16 protein-coding genes are annotated in these 15689 nt (G+C 71.5%); 8 read left to right on the forward strand and 8 right to left on the reverse strand.

Going from position 1 to position 15689, the window contains the following annotated elements; translation table 11 throughout:
- Positions 1 to 136 precede the first annotated feature (136 nt).
- The 3 genes from ADK57_RS35935 to ADK57_RS35945 all read left to right on the forward strand — a co-directional run bounded on the left by ADK57_RS35935 (position 137) and on the right by ADK57_RS35945 (position 3000).
- Entirely contained in the window at positions 137 to 1597 is a 1461-nt protein-coding gene (locus ADK57_RS35935; RefSeq protein ID WP_053753881.1) for a DUF2252 domain-containing protein, read from the forward strand.
- Between the two features lie 108 nt (positions 1598 to 1705).
- Positions 1706 to 2548 carry a J domain-containing protein gene (locus ADK57_RS35940; protein ID WP_053753882.1) on the forward strand — a complete coding sequence of 281 codons (843 nt, stop codon included), beginning with the start codon at positions 1706 to 1708 and terminating at the stop codon, positions 2546 to 2548.
- 122 nt (positions 2549 to 2670) lie between these two features.
- Positions 2671 to 3000 (forward strand): rhodanese-like domain-containing protein, encoded by a 330-nt coding sequence (locus ADK57_RS35945; RefSeq protein WP_053753883.1) that lies wholly within the window; start codon positions 2671 to 2673, stop codon positions 2998 to 3000.
- Between the two features lie 33 nt (positions 3001 to 3033).
- Here ADK57_RS35945 and ADK57_RS35950 read toward each other — a convergent pair whose 3' ends face one another.
- From ADK57_RS35950 to paaA, 6 genes are all read right to left on the reverse strand, one after another.
- Positions 3034 to 4167, reverse strand: a complete 1134-nt coding sequence (locus ADK57_RS35950) for an acyl-CoA dehydrogenase family protein (RefSeq protein WP_053753884.1) — start codon at positions 4165 to 4167, stop codon at positions 3034 to 3036.
- A gap of 117 nt (positions 4168 to 4284) precedes the next feature.
- Positions 4285 to 5349, reverse strand: coding sequence for a 2Fe-2S iron-sulfur cluster-binding protein (locus ADK57_RS35955; RefSeq protein ID WP_053753885.1), 1065 nt, complete (start codon positions 5347 to 5349; stop codon positions 4285 to 4287).
- The gene (paaD, locus tag ADK57_RS35960; protein WP_053753886.1) at positions 5349 to 5888 is read right to left on the reverse strand and encodes a 1,2-phenylacetyl-CoA epoxidase subunit PaaD; all 540 of its coding nucleotides are present in this window, start codon (positions 5886 to 5888) and stop codon (positions 5349 to 5351) included. Before paaD ends, ADK57_RS35955 begins: the two co-directional genes overlap by 1 nt.
- On the reverse strand, positions 5882 to 6604 hold the full coding sequence (paaC, locus tag ADK57_RS35965) for a 1,2-phenylacetyl-CoA epoxidase subunit PaaC (protein WP_053753887.1): 723 nt from the start codon (positions 6602 to 6604) through the stop codon (positions 5882 to 5884). Before paaC ends, paaD begins: the two co-directional genes overlap by 7 nt.
- A complete protein-coding gene (paaB, locus tag ADK57_RS35970) occupies positions 6601 to 6888 on the reverse strand; it encodes a 1,2-phenylacetyl-CoA epoxidase subunit PaaB (protein ID WP_020119451.1) in 288 nt (95 codons plus the stop codon). The genes paaC and paaB overlap by 4 nt, the downstream gene beginning before the upstream one ends.
- Positions 6885 to 7904: a 1,2-phenylacetyl-CoA epoxidase subunit PaaA gene (paaA, locus tag ADK57_RS35975; protein WP_053753888.1), complete on the reverse strand. Its 1020-nt coding sequence runs from the start codon at positions 7902 to 7904 to the stop codon at positions 6885 to 6887. The genes paaB and paaA overlap by 4 nt, the downstream gene beginning before the upstream one ends.
- Positions 7905 to 8230: 326 nt before the next feature.
- Between paaA and ADK57_RS35980 the strand changes: the two genes are divergently transcribed.
- Genes ADK57_RS35980 through ADK57_RS35990 form a run of 3 tightly spaced genes read left to right on the forward strand, consistent with a single transcriptional unit; the run spans position 8231 to position 11039 of the window.
- Positions 8231 to 9049, forward strand: coding sequence for a DUF5819 family protein (locus ADK57_RS35980; protein ID WP_053753889.1), 819 nt, complete (start codon positions 8231 to 8233; stop codon positions 9047 to 9049).
- On the forward strand, positions 9046 to 10287 hold the full coding sequence (locus tag ADK57_RS35985; protein WP_053753890.1) for an HTTM domain-containing protein: 1242 nt from the start codon (positions 9046 to 9048) through the stop codon (positions 10285 to 10287). The genes ADK57_RS35980 and ADK57_RS35985 overlap by 4 nt, the downstream gene beginning before the upstream one ends.
- Positions 10284 to 11039, forward strand: coding sequence for a TrmH family RNA methyltransferase (locus ADK57_RS35990; RefSeq protein WP_053753891.1), 756 nt, complete (start codon positions 10284 to 10286; stop codon positions 11037 to 11039). The genes ADK57_RS35985 and ADK57_RS35990 overlap by 4 nt, the downstream gene beginning before the upstream one ends.
- 3 nt (positions 11040 to 11042) lie before the next feature.
- Here ADK57_RS35990 and paaN read toward each other — a convergent pair whose 3' ends face one another.
- Positions 11043 to 12749, reverse strand: a complete 1707-nt coding sequence (gene paaN, locus ADK57_RS35995; protein WP_053753892.1) for a phenylacetic acid degradation protein PaaN — start codon at positions 12747 to 12749, stop codon at positions 11043 to 11045.
- Positions 12750 to 12962: 213 nt separating this feature from the next.
- Between paaN and ADK57_RS36000 the strand changes: the two genes are divergently transcribed.
- Both ADK57_RS36000 and ADK57_RS36005 read left to right on the forward strand, forming a co-directional pair.
- Positions 12963 to 14480, forward strand: coding sequence for a 3-hydroxyacyl-CoA dehydrogenase (locus ADK57_RS36000; RefSeq protein WP_053753893.1), 1518 nt, complete (start codon positions 12963 to 12965; stop codon positions 14478 to 14480).
- Positions 14477 to 15064 carry a TetR/AcrR family transcriptional regulator gene (locus ADK57_RS36005; RefSeq protein ID WP_053753894.1) on the forward strand — a complete coding sequence of 196 codons (588 nt, stop codon included), beginning with the start codon at positions 14477 to 14479 and terminating at the stop codon, positions 15062 to 15064. Before ADK57_RS36000 ends, ADK57_RS36005 begins: the two co-directional genes overlap by 4 nt.
- Before the next feature lie 3 nt (positions 15065 to 15067).
- On the opposite strand, the gene ADK57_RS36010 is transcribed toward ADK57_RS36005, so the two are convergent.
- Positions 15068 to 15553, reverse strand: coding sequence for an Lrp/AsnC family transcriptional regulator (locus ADK57_RS36010; protein WP_053753895.1), 486 nt, complete (start codon positions 15551 to 15553; stop codon positions 15068 to 15070).
- Between the last annotated feature and the right edge of the window lie 136 nt (positions 15554 to 15689).

Here is a 15689-nt window from a genome sequence, read left to right on the forward strand (position 1 = left end):
CGTCCTGCTTGCGTGCTGAGGGCTGTCGGCGTTTTCCACAGTTGTGGAGTTGTCCACAGGGTCTGACGCGTTTCGGCCACCGGCTGTACGGTCGGCACGAGTTGATGTTCGTGCGTGCGCGGGGGAGGCGGTCGACATGACCGAGGTCGGTGCGGAGACGGTTGATGGGGACGCGGTCCCCGTTCGGCAGGCGGCGGCTGGTGCCGAGAGCACCCGCCGGCTCCCCCTGGTCCGCGGCTTCGCCGTCGGGCCCGCCCAGGGCACGCCCAAGGAGGAGGGCAAGGCGCTGCGGCGAAGCGTTCCGCGCAGTGCGCACGCCGACCTCGACCTGGACGGCGGACGGCCCGACGCGGTGAGCGCGGTCGAGGAGTCCAGCAGGGGCCGTATCCCCGGGCTCACGCCGATACGGGTCGGCAGGATGGCGGCCACGCCCTTCGCCTTCCTGCGCGGCTCGGCCGGCCTCATGGCGTACGACCTGGCACGCACCCCCATGACGAGGATCCGCGCCCAGATCTGCGGCGACGCCCACGCCGCCAACTTCGGGCTGTACGGCGACGCGCGCGGTGGCCTGGTCATCGATCTGAACGACTTCGACGAGACGGTGAACGGCCCCTGGGAGTGGGACCTCAAGCGGCTTGCCGCCTCCCTCGTGCTCGCCGCCCGTGAGGCGGGCGCCGACGAGGACACCTGCCGCAAGGCGGCGTACGACGCGACGGGTGCCTACCGTCGCACCATGCGGCTGCTGGCCAAGCTCCCGGTCCTGGACGCGTGGAACGCCATCGCGGATGAGGAGCTGGTCTCCCACACCGACGCCCACGACCTGCTCGGCACCCTGGAGCGGGTCTCCGAGAAGGCGCGGGCCAACACCAGCGGGCGCTTCGCCGCGAAGTCGACGGAGCCGACCGAGGACGGCGGGCGCCGCTTCGTGGACGCCCCGCCGGTGCTGCGGCGCGTGCCGGACGCGGAGGCCGCTGCGGTGGCGGTGTCCCTGGAGGAGTACCTGACCTCGCTCTCCGAGGACCGCCTCCCCCTGTTGGCCCGCCACGCGGTGCACGACGTCGCGTTCCGCGTCGTCGGCACGGGCAGCGTCGGCACCCGGTCGTACGTCGTCCTGCTCCTCGACCACCGGGGCGAACCGCTCGTCCTCCAGGTCAAGGAGGCCCGCACCTCCGTGTTGGTGCCGCATCTGGTGAGCGCCGGGTTCGAGGTGCCGAAGGCCGAACACGAGGGTCGGCGGGTGGTCATGGGGCAGAAGCGCATGCAGGTGGTCAGTGACATCCTGCTGGGCTGGACCTCGGTCGCCGGACTGCCGTTCCAGGTACGGCAGTTCCGCAACCGCAAGGGCAGCGTCGACCCCGCCGCCCTCGCCGCCGACCAGCTGGACGACTACGGCCGGATGACCGGCGCCCTCCTGGCCCGCGCCCACGCCCACAGCGCCGACCCGCGCCTGATCGCCGGCTACTGCGGCAAGAACGAGGAACTGGACGAGGCGATCACCGCGTTCGCCGTCGCCTACGCCGACCGCACGGAGGCGGACCACGCGCAGCTGGTGGCGGCGGTGCGGTCCGGGCGGATCGCGGCGGAGGTCGGGGTGTGAGGAGGGCGTGCGCCGGGGACGTCCTGGCACGCGCTGGGCGCGGTGTCCCCGGGGCCCTGAAGACGGTGTGCCCGGAGGGCTCCTGTCGCCGTGGCCTACGCTGGTCGGGTGACGACCCCGGAAGCTGAGCAGGGTGGTGTCGCCGGTGAGGACCGGCCGACGCCGGACGCCGGTGTGCCCCGGCCCGAGGAGCGGCTGGAACGGGCCGTACGGGCCGCCGAGCAGGCGCTGATCGAGTACGAGATCGCGGTCGAGACCTTCCGTATCGAGGTCGAGAACTTCTCTCGGCTGCACCACCAGAAGCTCGGCCCCATGTACACCCGCCTCGACGAGCTGGACGCCCAGATCGCTGAGGCCCGGGCCGCCCGCACCGGTGACCCCGAGGACCTGCGCAAGGCGGACGAGGCGCGGGCCCGGGTCATGCCGATGCCCGGTGTCGAGGAGCTCTTCCACGGCTGGATGGACGGCGAGGGCCTGTTCCCGGAGGCCGAGGCGATGCTCACCGATCAGCCGGTACGGCCACCGCAGCGGGTGCGGCCCAGCGAGGAGGCCCGCAAGCGCTACCGCGAGCTGGCCCGCAAGGCTCACCCCGACCTCGCCCAGGACGACACCGAGCGGGGGCGTCGCGAGGAGTTCATCACCCGGGTCAACGCCGCCTACGCCCGTGGCGACGAGGCGCTTCTGCTCGAGCTGGCCGAGGAGTGGGCCGCCGGGCCGAAGCCCCCGGAGCAGGGGCCGACGCCCAGCGAGGAGCTCTACGCCCGCCTCGAATGGCTCGCCCAGCGCAAGGAACTGCTCACCGTGGTCGCGCGGGAACTGGAGGAGAGCGCGATCGGCTCGATGCTCCGGATGGCCCCGGAAGACCCGGACCGCCTTCTGGAAGAGGTCGCCGAGAAGCTCCTGGCCGACGTCGCCGCACGCGAGGCGGAGCTGGCGGAGCTGCTCGGGTAGCGGCCCGGGGCGGTGTCAGGGCCCGGGGCGGGGCCTGAGGCTGTGGCCGTCGGCCCACCTGGGCCCCGTCCGCGTCGGTACCGGCGTCGGGTAGCGTCGGAGGCATGCATTTCGGAGCGGGTGTGCCCACGATCGAGGTCACGGACCTCAAGGACAGTGACTTCCTGCTGGACGTCCGTGAGGACGACGAGTGGCAGGCGGGTCACGCCGAAGGGGCGCTGCACATTCCCATCAGTGACTTCGTCGCCCGGTACGGCGAGCTGACCGAGGCCGCGCCGCAGGACGGCCGGGTCAACGTGATCTGCCGCTCGGGCGGGCGCTCGGCGCAGGTCGCGATGTACCTCGTCCAGCAGGGCATCGACGCCGTGAACGTCGACGGCGGCATGCAGGTCTGGGCAGCGGCGGGCCGCCCCGTCGTGACCGACGAGGGACAGCCGGGCTTCGTCCTCTGAGCGGAGCCCTTCCCGAGGGGCGTGTCCTGAGGTTCAGGCCAGCGGGTGGGCCGCCAGCAGGTCACCCAGGGTCTCCTCGTGTGCCGCTGCCGGGCCGAGCGACAGTTCCAGGTGCTTGGCCCAGGCGTGGTATCGGTGCAGGGGGTAGTCCACGTCGGCGCCGAACCCGCCGTGCAGGTGCTGCGCCGTCTGCACGACCCGACGCACGCCCTCCGACGCCCAGATCTTGGCGACGGCCACGTCACCGGACGCGGGCAGCGCGCCCGGCGCTCCCGAGGCGATCCGCCACGCGGCCTGCCACAGTGTGACCTCCATGGCCCGCAGGTCGATGTAGCGGTCGGCGGCCTGCACGGCGACGGCCTGGAACGTGGCCACCGGGAACCCGAACTGCTCTCGCTTGCCGGTGTATTCACTGGTCATCCGCAGCACTCGCTCCCCCAGACCGAGCGCCAGCGCACACGTCCCGGTGGCCAGCAGGTCCCGCAGCCACTCCCACGCGCCGTCGGCGTCGATGACGTCCCGGTCCGCGATCCGTACGGCGTCCAGGCGCAGTTCGCCCAGCCGCTCACCGGTCGTGGAGATCTGCTCGGCGAGCCCGACTCCCGCGTGCACCCGGGGGACCAGGGCGAGCAGGGTCCGGTCGGCGGCCGTGTGTGCGGGGACGAGGACGAAGTCGGCGCCGTACACCCACGGCACCGCCGTCTGTACTCCGTCCAGCACCCACACCTCGCCCTCCTGCCGTGCGGTCACCGCGAGTTCGGCCGGGTCGTGGCCGGTGCGGCCGCTCGCGGCGACGGTCAGGACGACCTCCCCGCGGCCCGCCCGCGCCGCCAGGCCGGCCTTCAACTCCTCGCCGCCGAAGGCCTGTACGGCGGCCAGCGCGGCGCTGCTCTCCAGCAGTGGCACCCGTGCCAGCACCTTTGCCGCCTCGCGCAGCACCAGGCACAGGGCGACGGCGTCCAGTCCCGCGCCGCCGAACTCCGGGTCCAGCAGCAGGCTCAACAGGTCCGCGTCGGCGAGCCTCGCCCACAGCGCACGGTCGAAGTCGTCCGCGACGGCGCCCGCGGTGAGCGCGGGACTGGGCACCGCGTCCGGGGCGACCCCGGCGAACACCCCCCGCGCCGCCTCGGCTGCCGCCTCCTGCTCCTCGGTGAAGGTGAAGTCCACGGTCCTGTCCTTCCGCCGGGCCGCCGATCTGACGGTCCGTCAAGATAGAACAGGTTCTAGAAGAAGGGAACGGGCTGCCGAGGACCAGCTGGGGAACGCCGGGCGCTTCTCAGCCCCTCACCTGTCGAAGTCCAGCTCCACCCGCTCGGTCACCGGATGCGACTGGCACGCCAGCACATATCCCGCCTCCGTCTCCTCCGGCTCCAGCGCGAAGTTGCGGTCCATGCGCACCTCGCCGGAGACCAGGAAGGCCCGGCAGGTCCCGCACACCCCGCCCTTGCAGGCGTAGGGCGCGTCGGCCCGGTTGCGCAGAACCGCCTCCAGGAGCGACTCGCCCTGCTGGACCGGCCAGCTTCCACCGCGGCCGTCGAGCCGGGCGGTCACCGTGCTGTGTGCGGGAGCCGTCACGGGCGCGGTGGTCACGGGCGCGGCGTCCACATGGAAGATCTCCTCGTGGATGCGGGTGCGGGAAACGCCGAGCTCCCGCAGTGCTCTCTCGGCCCCCTGCACCAGCCCGAACGGCCCGCACAGGAACCACCCCGCCACGTCCTCCACGGGCAGCAGTGCCGGAAGCAGCCCGCCGAGCCGCTCCTTGTCGAGCCGCCCGGACGGCAGACCCGCCTGCTGCTCCTCCCGGGACAGCACAGTCGCCAGGTGCAGCCGCTGCGGATAGCGGTCCTTCAGGTCGGCGACCTCCTCCAGGAACATCGTCGAGGCGGACGTGCGGTCGCTGCGTATCAGACAGAACCGGGCCTCCGGCTCGCGCGCCAGCAGCGTCGCCACGATCGACAGCACCGGGGTGATGCCGCTGCCGCCGACGATCGCCGCGTACAGACCGGGCGCCGGTTCGAGGGTGAAGCGGCCCGCCGGGGTCATCACCTCCAGCTCGTCGCCGATGTTGATCTCCTTCAGCGCGTACGTCGAGAAGGCGCCGCCGTCGACCAGCCGCACTCCGACGCGCAGGGTGCGGGGCCCCTCGCCGTCCGGCGCCGGTGCCGGGGAGCAGATCGAGTAGGTGCGCCGGATCTCCGTACCGTCCACCGTGCGCCGCAGGGCGAGATGCTGGCCGGGGGCGTGCCGGTACTCCTCGCGCAGATCCTCGGGCACGGTGAAGGTCAGGGCCACGGAGTCGTCGGTGAGCCGGTCGACCGCGGCCACGGGGAGCGCGTGGAAGCGGGCCATCACAACTCCTTGAAGTGGTCGAAGGGTTCACGGCACGACAGGCACCGGCGCAGCGCCTTGCAGGCGGTGGAGGAGAAACGGCTGAGCAGCTCGGTGTCGGCGGAGCCGCAGTGCGGGCAGCGGACGGGGTCGGCGGCCTCTTCGGCTTCCGGAGCGAGCGTGCGGGTGGGCCCCAGCTGCAGGCCGACCGGGCCGGCTGCCCGCCCCGTGCGCGGCGGGGCGATGCCGAACTCCTGGAGTTTGCGCCGCCCTTCGTCCGTGATGTCGTCCGTCGACCAGGCCGGCGCGAGAACCGTGCGCACGGTGACGTCTCGTATGCCGTGTTCGTGCAGCACCCGCTCTATGTCCAGGGACATCGCCTCGACGGCCGGGCAGCCGGTGTACGTCGGAGTCAGCTCGACCTCCACCGAGTCGGGACCGTGGACGTGCACCGCGCGCAGGACGCCGAGCTCCTGGAGGGTGAGCACGGGCAGTTCGGGGTCGGGTACGGCACCGGCCACCTTCAGGAGCTCCGCCTCCAGCGGAGTGGTCGTCACCATGACGCCCCCGGGTGGCTGCGGTGCAGATGCTGCATCTCGGCGAGCATCCGCCCGAAGGACTCGGTGTGCAGGCCCTGACGGCCCGCCCCGGCCGTCCATGCCCCGGACCGCGGGCCTTCGGGGACGGTGAGGGTGGCGCGGCGCAGGATGTCTTCGACGGACTCGGACCAAGTCGACTCCATCCCCGCCCAGTCGGCGTCCACCCCTGCCACGGGCCGGAACATCTCCCCGGTGAACCGCCACAGCGTCTCGCACGCCCGCTGCATCCGCTCATGGCTGACGTCCGTGCCGTCGCCGAGCCGCAGGGTCCACTGTTCGGCGTGATCGCGGTGGTAGGCGACCTCCTTGACAGCCTTCGCGGCAAGCGGGGCGAACAGGCTTTCCCCGGCGGCCAGTTCGGCGTAGAGCAGGTGCTGGTAGGTGGAGAAGTACAGCTGGCGGGCGATGGTGTGGGCGAAGTCGCCGTTGGGCTGTTCCACCAGCTGGAGGTTGGTGAAGGCGCGCTCCTCGCGCAGATACGCCAGTTCGTCCTCGTCGCCGGCCAGCGACAGCAGCACCCGGGCCTGGCCGAGGAGGTCCAGCGCGATGTTGGCGAGGGCCACTTCTTCTTCGAGGACGGGGGCGTGGCCCGCCCACTCCCCGAGACGGTGGGAGAGCACCAAGGCGTCGTCGCCGAGGGCGAGGGCGGCGGAGTTCACGCTCACATCCGCGGTCACAGGTGCTTCACCCCCTCCGGGATCTCGTAGAACGTCGGGTGCCGGTACGGCTTGTCGGCGGACGGCTCGAAGAACGGGTCCTTCTCGTCGGGCGAGGACGCGGTGATCGCGGACGACGGGACGACCCAGATCGAGACGCCCTCGCCACGCCGGGTGTACAGATCACGGGCATTGCGCAGGGCGAGCTCCGCGTCCGGCGCGTGCAGGCTGCCGGCGTGGGTGTGCGAGAGGCCGCGACGAGAGCGCACGAAAACCTCCCACAGGGGCCAGTCGGTGTTCGTCATGCCTGCTCCACTCCCCTTCCGGCACCGTGCTTCGCCGCGTACGCCGAGGCCGCCTCCCGCACCCAGGTGCCCTCCTCGTGGGCCCGCCTGCGCTGCGTGATCCGCTGTTCGTTGCAAGGGCCGTTGCCCTTGAGGACGTCCCAGAACTCCGTCCAGTCGATCGGGCCGAAGTCGTGGTGCCCCCGTTCCTCGTTCCACGTCAGGTCCGGGTCGGGGAGTGTGAGGCCCAGGGACTCGGCCTGGGGGACGCAGATGTCGACGAAGCGCTGACGCAGCTCGTCGTTCGAATGGCGCTTGATCTTCCATGCCATCGACTGCGCGGAGTGCGCGGACTCGTCGTCGGGCGGGCCGAACATCATCAGGGACGGCCACCACCAGCGGTCCACCGCGTCCTGCGCCATCGCGTGCTGCTCGGGGGTGCCGCGGCTGAGGGCCAGCAGCAGTTCGTACCCCTGGCGCTGGTGGAAGGACTCCTCCTTGCAGACACGGACCATCGCGCGCGCGTAAGGGCCGTACGAGCAGCGGCACAGGGGCACCTGGTTGGTGATCGCGGCGCCGTCCACCAGCCAGCCGATCGCGCCGACGTCCGCCCAGGTCAGCGTCGGGTAGTTGAAGATGGAGGAGTACTTCTGGCGTCCGGTGTGGAGCTTGTCGAGCAGTTCGTCGCGGCCGGTGCCGAGGGTCTCTGCCGCGCTGTAGAGGTAGAGCCCGTGCCCGGCCTCGTCCTGGACCTTGGCCATCAGGATGGCCTTGCGGCGCAGTGAGGGCGCGCGTGTGATCCAGTTCGCCTCCGGCTGCATGCCGATGATCTCGGAGTGGGCGTGCTGCGCGATCTGCCGGACGAGCGTCGCGCGGTAGGCGTCGGGCATCCAGTCGCGTGGCTCGACGCGCTCGTCGGCGGCCACGGCGGCGTCGAAGGCCCTCTCGTACGCGGCGGTGTCGCCGCCGGCCTCTGTGCCGTCCTGGCCGTCGTACGCCTGGGTGCGCGCCGTCCTGTGCGCGGCTGCTGTCGCCATGAGGTCCCCCTCGACCTGGGCTCTGCCGGTCTTGCTCCCGACCGATCGTTCGGTTCGTGCGATTCCATGGTGGGACGGGCGCCGTAAGGTGTCAACCGCTGTGGATAACCTGCGGGCGTCCGGGCGCTCCGCCTGTGGACAACCGGGGTGGCTTCGCGGAAGGGCCGGTGGGGGCTGTGCCGGGCGCGCGGGCCTGAGTACCGTTCCGTGCGAGCGTCGCGGGCGTGGTGGCACGTGGGTGGTACGGCGCCTGCGGCGGACGGCAGGCGCCGAGTGCCAGGCGGCAGGGCGGCCGGAAGACGGACCGGAATCGGAAACGGGGCGGAATGGACGTGCACGACGGAGGCTCGAACGCCCTGCACGGGCAGGTCGAGCCGGGCGCCGCGCCCGCCGACCCACCCGCTTCCCAGGGCTCCCGGCCCGACCCGGCCCCGGCGACCGGCCGACCGGCCGACCCTCCACCCCGCGAGGTGCCCCGCGAGGCACCCCGCGAAGCTCGCACAGGCGTCGCTGCCCTCTCCCTGCGCTACCAGATCGCCGCCGCCGTGGCCCTCGCGGTCGTCGCCGTGGCCGTCTGTGTGCACATAGGCATAGTGTTCCTGCACGTCGCGCCCTCGAACACGGTGACCAAGCAGCACGGCAGGGCGATCGACGACTGGATCTACCCGGAGTTCGAGCAGAACTGGAAGCTGTTCGCGCCGAACCCGTTGCAGCAGAACATCGCCGTCCAGGTCCGGGCTCAGATCGACAGCGCGGACGGCAGCACGCGGATGACCGGCTGGTACGACCTCTCCGCCGAGGACGGCCGGGCCATCGACGGCAATCTGCTGCCGAGCCACACCCAGCAGAACGAGCTGCGCCGTGCCTGGGACTTCTTCGTCGCCACGCACGACGGCGAGAACCGGCCTGTGGGCCTGCGCGGCTCCCTGTCCGAGACGTATCTGCGGCGCATCGTGCTGCTGCGACTGGAGCGCGAGGACGCGGCCGGGAAGGGCGGCACGATCGATCTCGTCCAGATCCGTTCCCGCACCACCAATGTTCGCCCGCCCGAGTGGAGCGAGGAGAAGGTGTCGGACCAGCCGGTGTACCGGGTGCTGGCCTGGTGGTCGATTCCGGCGGACAGCGCCGAGGGGTACGTGAAGTGAACCGTTTCGCGCTCTGCTTCTCCTCCGCCATCGCCCGTGTCACCGGGGCCGCCCTCGGCCCGTACCAGACCGCCGTGATCCGCATCGGCTTCAGTGCGACCTGGCTGCTGTTCCTGCTGCGCGAGTTTCCGCACCGCGAGGAGATGTACGGCCCCGACGGCCCCTGGAGCTGGGACCTCGCCCAGCAGCTGGTCTCGAACAACGGCGCCTTCTCGGCCCTGATGTGGTCCGACGGCCGATTCTGGTTCGAGACCGTCTACGCGCTGGCCGTCCTGACGAGCGCTCTGCTGCTGCTGGGCTGGCGCACCCGCACGATGTCCGTGCTGTTCATGGTCGGCGTGCTCTCGCTGCAGAACCGCAGCATCTTCATGGGGGACGGCGGCGACAACGTCCTGCACCTGATGTGCATCTACCTGGCTTTCACGCGTTGCGGCCAGGTGTGGTCGCTGGACGCGCGGCGGGCTCGGCCCGGCCGCGAGGCACGCGCGCGTGGGGAACACGTTCCGGACCGGGCCGGGCCGGCCCTGTGGGGCGTGCTCGGCCTGGCGCTGGCGGCGGTGACCCTGTCGGGCCGGCTGTTCGACGGCGAGGAGTTCGTGCCGCTGCTGCTCTGGACGGTCTGGCTCGCGCAGGCCCTGTGGTGGCTCATAGGCCGCCGGGCGAGGAGCGGCGAACCCCGGATCCTGCTCGACGTCGTCGCCAACATCGTCCACAACGGCGCCCTCCTGGTGATCATGGCCGAGGCCTGTCTGATCTACGCCACGGCGGGCTGGTACAAGATCCAGGGCTCGCGCTGGCAGGACGGCACCGCCGTCTACTACCCCCTGCACCTCGAGTACTTCTCCCCGTGGCCCGCGCTCGCCGACGTGCTGGCGGCCAGCGGCACGATGGTGATGCTGGTGACGTACGGCACCGTCGTCGCGCAGGTCGCCTTCCCCTTCACGCTCTTCAACCGGCGCGTCAAGAACGTTCTGCTGGCGGTCATGATGTTCGAGCACGCCGCGATCGCCGTGCTTCTCGGGCTGCCGTTCTTCTCGCTGGCGATGATCGCCGCCGACGCGGTCTTCCTGCCGACGTCGTTCCTGCGCCGGCTCGGCGGCTGGGCGGCACGCGCGCGTGGACGGCTGGTCGCGGGCACGGGCCGTACGACGCTGCCGAAGCCGCGGGCCCCGGAGAGCGCGGAAGACGCGACGGACGCGGGGGACGTGGGCGACGCGCCCGTAGGCTTCAGGGCATGAGTGCCCCCGATCCCCTCGACGTCTGGCACCGGCTCGCCGACACCTCCGTGCTCCTCGACGGCTTCCACGCCCTCAAGCACGCGCTGCGCTTCGGCGCCGAGGTCCCGGTGGCGGTCACCGTCGACCGGGCCGCCGCGCTCGCCCTCGCCGAGGAGCTGGCGCCGGACGTACGGGACACGCTGGACGCGCTCCTGACACAGGTGCCGGAGCCGGTGTACCGGAGTCTGGTCCCACGCCCGCACCCCACCGCGGTCGCCGCCCTGGCCGTACGTCCGTCCCGCGCGGCCAACCTTGAGAGGCTGGCGCACACCCCCCGCACCGCGCCCGTCGTGGTCCTCGACAACCCGCGCAACCTGGGCAACGCGGGGGCGGTGATCCGGCTGGCCGCCGGCTTCGGCGCGACCGCAGTGGTCACCACCGGAACGCTCGACCCCTGGCATCCCACGGTCGTACGCGGCGGCGCCGGGCTGCACTTCGCGACCGCCGTGGAACGGTTGACGGTGCAGGAGCTGCCGCCGGGACCGGTGTTCGCTCTGGACCCGGAGGGCGAGGACATCCGCGGCACCAAGCTCCCGGACGACGCGATCCTCGCCTTCGGCTCGGAACGCAGCGGGCTGTCGGCCGAACTACGCGCGCGTGCCGACCACTTGGTGGCGCTGCCGATGCGCCCCCAGGTCTCCAGCTACAACCTCGCGACCAGCGTGGCCATGACGCTGTACCACTGGAGCGCCACCGGGGGCGCGATCGGCTAGCCCCTAGGCTTCGCGGCGCACCTCGACCACCCGGAAGCGGTTCGCCACGAACGCCCCGTCGGTGAGCGCCGCGTTGGCCGCCGGGTTGCCGCCCGAGCCGTGGAAGTCGGAGAAGGCGGCCGTCTGGTTGACGTACACCCCGCCCGTGAGGTTCAGCGACAGCTGGGCCGCCTCCTCCAGGCAGACCTCCCGCACGGCCTGATCGACCTCCTCGTCGGTGGTGTACGCGCCGACCGTCATCGCGCCCTTCTCGCGGATCGTGCGCCGCAGCAGCTCCACCGCGTCGGACGCCGAGTCGATCGCGACGGCGAAGGAGACGGGCCCGAAGCACTCGCTCATGTAGGCGGCTTCGTCGTCGGCGCCCTCCCAGTATTTCCGCGCGCCGTCCAGCTTCACGATGACGGGAGTGCGCACGACCGCTCCGGGGAACTCCGGGTTGCTCACCTCCCGCGAGGCGAGGGCGACTTCGCCGAGACCGGCCGCGGCCTCCAGGCGGGCCTTGACGTCCGGGTTGACGATCGCGCCGAGCAGGGCGTTCGCGCGCGTGTCGTCACCGAGCAGGCCGTCGACCGAGCGGGCGAGGTCGGCGACCACCTCGTCGAAGGTCCTGGGGCCCTCTTCGGTGCGGATGCCGTCCCTGGGGATCAGGAGGTTCTGCGGAGTCGTGCACATCTGGCCGCTGTACAGGGACAGCGAGAAGGCCAGGTTGGACAACATCCCCTTGTAGTCGTCCGTGGAGTGGACCATCACCGTGTTGACGCCGGCCTTCTCCGTGTACACCTGCGCCTGGCGGGCGTTGGCCTCCAGCCAGTCGCCGAAGGCCGTCGAGCCGGTGTAGTCGATGATCCGGATCTCGGGGCGGGTGGCCAGGGTCTTGGCGACGCCCTCGCCGGGACGCTCGGCGGCCAGCGCCACGAGGTTCGGGTCGAAGCCGGCCTCGGCGAGGACCTGGCGCGCGACCTGCACGGTGAGCGCGAGCGGCAGTACCGCGCGCGGGTGGGGCTTCACCAGGACCGCGTTGCCGGTGGCGAGGGAGGCGAACAGGCCCGGATAGCCGTTCCACGTCGGGAAGGTGTTGCAGCCGATGACCAGCGCGATCCCGCGCGGGACCGGCGTGAACTGCTTGGTGAGCGCCAGCGGGTCGCGCTTGCCCTGCGGCTTGGTCCACTCCGCCGTGTCGGGCGTGCGGACCTGTTCCACGTACGCGTACGCCACCGCCTCCAGGCCGCGGTCCTGCGCGTGCGGGCCACCCGCCTGGAACGCCATCATGAAGGCCTGGCCGGAGGTGTGCATGACCGCGTGCGCGAACTCGTGCGTCCGGTCGCTGATCCGCTTGAGGATCTCCAGACACACCACCGCGCGCATTTCCGCGCCCGCGTCCCGCCAGGCCTTCTGGCCGGCCTTCATGGCGGGCAGCAGCTCGTCGACGTCCGCGTGCGGGTAGCTCACCCCGAGCTCGATGCCGTAGGGCGAGACCTCGCCGCCCACCCAGTCGTCCGTGCCGGGCTGACCGAGGTCGAGGCGGGTGCCCAGGAGGGTGTCGAAGGCGGCCTTGCCCGCCGCCATGTCCAGGCTGCCGTTCTCGCCGTAGGCCTTGGGGTGTTCGGGGTGCGGGGACCAGTACGCGCGTGTGCGGATCGCTTCCAGCGCCTGGTCGAGGGTAGGCCGGTGCTTGGCGATCAGATCGTGCGCGGTGAGTTCGGCGGCCATGCGGGACCAACTCCTCGTCTCAAGAACTCTTCGTCGAGCTCATGACCTGGGCAGAAACATGGGCAGGAAATCGAGAGGTGCGGCGCGAAGCGCCTCGGTCTGGGTGGTGGCGGGTGACGGGTGGGCCAGTGAGAGTTAGAGTAACCGAACGATCGGTCGGGACAAGGGGGTCCGCCGCATCTGTGGAAAACCCCGTGCGGGAGGATCGCGCACATGACAGCACTCGACCTCAGCAGCCCCGTGGCCGTCGTCGGCACCGGCACCATGGGCCAGGGCATCGCCCAGGTCGCGCTGGTGGCCGGCCATTCCGTACGGCTGTACGACGCCGCTCCCGGCCGGGCCCAGGAGGCGGCCGACGCGATCGCCGCGCGCCTCGACCGGCTCGTCGAGAAGGACCGGCTCGGCGGCGCCGACCGGGACGCGGCACGTGCCCGCCTGCTGCCCGCGCAGAACCTCGCCGACCTCGCGGACTGCGCCCTGGTCGTCGAGGCCGTCCTGGAGCGGCTGGACGTCAAGCAGGAGTTGTTCCGCGCGCTGGAGGACGTCGTCGGCGAGGACTGTCTGCTCGCCACCAACACCTCGTCCCTGTCGGTGACGGCCATCGGCGGCGCCCTGCGCAACCCGGGCCGCCTGGTGGGCCTGCACTTCTTCAACCCCGCCCCGCTGCTCCCCCTCGTGGAGGTCGTCTCCGGGTTCGCGACCGACGTCTCGTCGGCCACGCGCGCGTACGAGATGGCCCGCGCCTGGGGCAAGACTCCCGTGGCCTGCGCCGACACCCCGGGCTTCATCGTCAACCGCATCGCGCGGCCCTTCTACGCGGAGGCCTTCGCGGTCTACGAGGCCCAGGGCGCCGAACCCGCCACGATCGACGCGGTCCTGCGCGAGTGCGGCGGCTTCAAGATGGGCGCCTTCGAACTCACCGACCTCATCGGTCAGGACGTCAACGAGTCGGTCACGCACTCCGTGTGGCAGGCCTTCTTCCAGGACGTGCGCTTCACGCCGTCGCTCGCCCAGCGCCGCCTGGTCGAGTCGGGCAGGCTCGGACGCAAGACCGGACACGGCTGGTACGACCACGCCGAGGACGCCGACCGTCCCGAGCCGCACACCGCGGAACCGGCCCAGCCGCCGGCGTACGTCGTCGTCGAGGGCGACCTGGGCCCCGCCTCCGAGCTGCTCGCCCTGATCCGCGAGGCGGGCATCCCGGTCCGCGAGGACGACGAGGACCACGGCACCCGCCTGGTGCTGCCGAGCGGCGGCCAGCTGGCCCTCGCCGACGGGCAGACCTCGGTCGAGTTCCGCGACGTCGTCTACTTCGACCTCGCGCTCGACTACCGCCGCGCCACCCGCATCGCCCTGTCCGCCTCCCAGGACACCTCCCAGCCGACCCTCGCCGAGGCCGTCGGCCTCTTCCAGGCACTCGGCAAGCAGGTCAGCGTCATCGGTGACGTCCCCGGCATGATCGTGGCGCGCACGGTCGCGCGCATCGTCGACCTGGCGCACGACGCCGTCGCCAAGGGCGTGGCCACCGAGGAGGACATCGACACCGCGATGCGCCTCGGGGTCAACTACCCTCTGGGTCCCTTCGAGTGGAGCCGCCGGCTCGGCCGCAACTGGGCCTACGCCCTCCTCGACGACCTGCACCTGCGCGACCCCTCGGGGCGCTACGCGCCGTCCCTCGCGCTGTACCGCCACGCGTACGCCACCGACAAGCGGGAGGGCAGCACCTCATGACCACCGCCAAGCGCGACACGTACACGCCGGAGACGCTGCTGTCCGTCGCCGTCCAGGTCTTCAACGAACGCGGCTACGACGGCACCTCCATGGAGCACCTCTCCAAGGCGGCCGGCATCTCCAAGTCGTCGATCTACCACCACGTCTCCGGCAAGGAGGAGCTGCTGCGCCGCGCCGTCAGCCGGGCGCTGGACGGCCTCTTCGGGATCCTCGACGAGGAGCACGCGCGCGTGGGGCCTGCCGCCGGGCGCCTGGAGTACGTCGTGCGGCGCATGGTCGAGGTGCTCATCGCCGAGCTGCCGTACGTGACCCTGCTGCTGCGCGTGCGCGGCAACACCGGCACCGAGCGGTGGGCCCTGGAGCGCCGCCGCGACTTCGACCACCAGGTCGCCGAGCTCCTGAAGGCGGCCGCCGCCGACGGGGACGTGCGCGGCGACGTGGAGGTGCGGCTCGCGACGCGGCTGGTCTTCGGGATGATCAACTCCATAGTGGAGTGGTACCGGCCGGACGGGCGGGGCATGAACGAGCGGGAAGTCTCCGACGCGGTGGCGCAGTTGGTCTTCTCGGGGCTGCGAGAAGCCTGAGATTCAGCCCTGCGGCTCCAGGTCCTCCTCCTCGAACACCAGCAGCGTGCGGGTACTGAGCACCTCGGGGATCGCCTGGAGCCGGGTCAGCACCAGCTCCCGCAGGGCCCGGTTGTCGGACGTGTGCACCAGGAGCAGCACGTCGAAGTCGCCGCCCACCAGGGCGATGTGGGAGGCGCCGGGCAGCTGTCTGAGCTGTTCGCGCACCGTGCGCCAGGAGTTCTGGACGATCTTCAGGGTGATATAAGCCGAAGTGCCCTGACCTGCGCGTTCGTGGTTGACGCGGGCCCCGAAGCCGCGGATGACGCCGTCCTCGATGAGGCGGTTGATACGTGCGTAGGCGTTGGCGCGCGAGACATGGACCCGTTCGGCCACCGACCTTATGGACGCGCGGCCGTCCGCCTGGAGCATCTGCAGGATGTCCAGATCGATGGCGTCGAGCGGGCGCGCGGGCGGCAGGGGGCCGCTGCCTTCCGGGCTCTCGGCCATTTGTTCAGATGCCATGTCCCCCCGCCTCTCTACCATGGACGTACTGCGTTCATTTCAGGTTGTGCAGAACCGATTGTCCACAGCCTGAGGGTGCCTGTAGCCAAAATGTGCCGACGACCGAACAATCGGTAGGTGA

It is taken from the genome of Streptomyces sp. MMG1533, from assembly GCF_001279775.1.
In the GTDB taxonomy this organism is placed as follows: domain Bacteria; phylum Actinomycetota; class Actinomycetes; order Streptomycetales; family Streptomycetaceae; genus Streptomyces.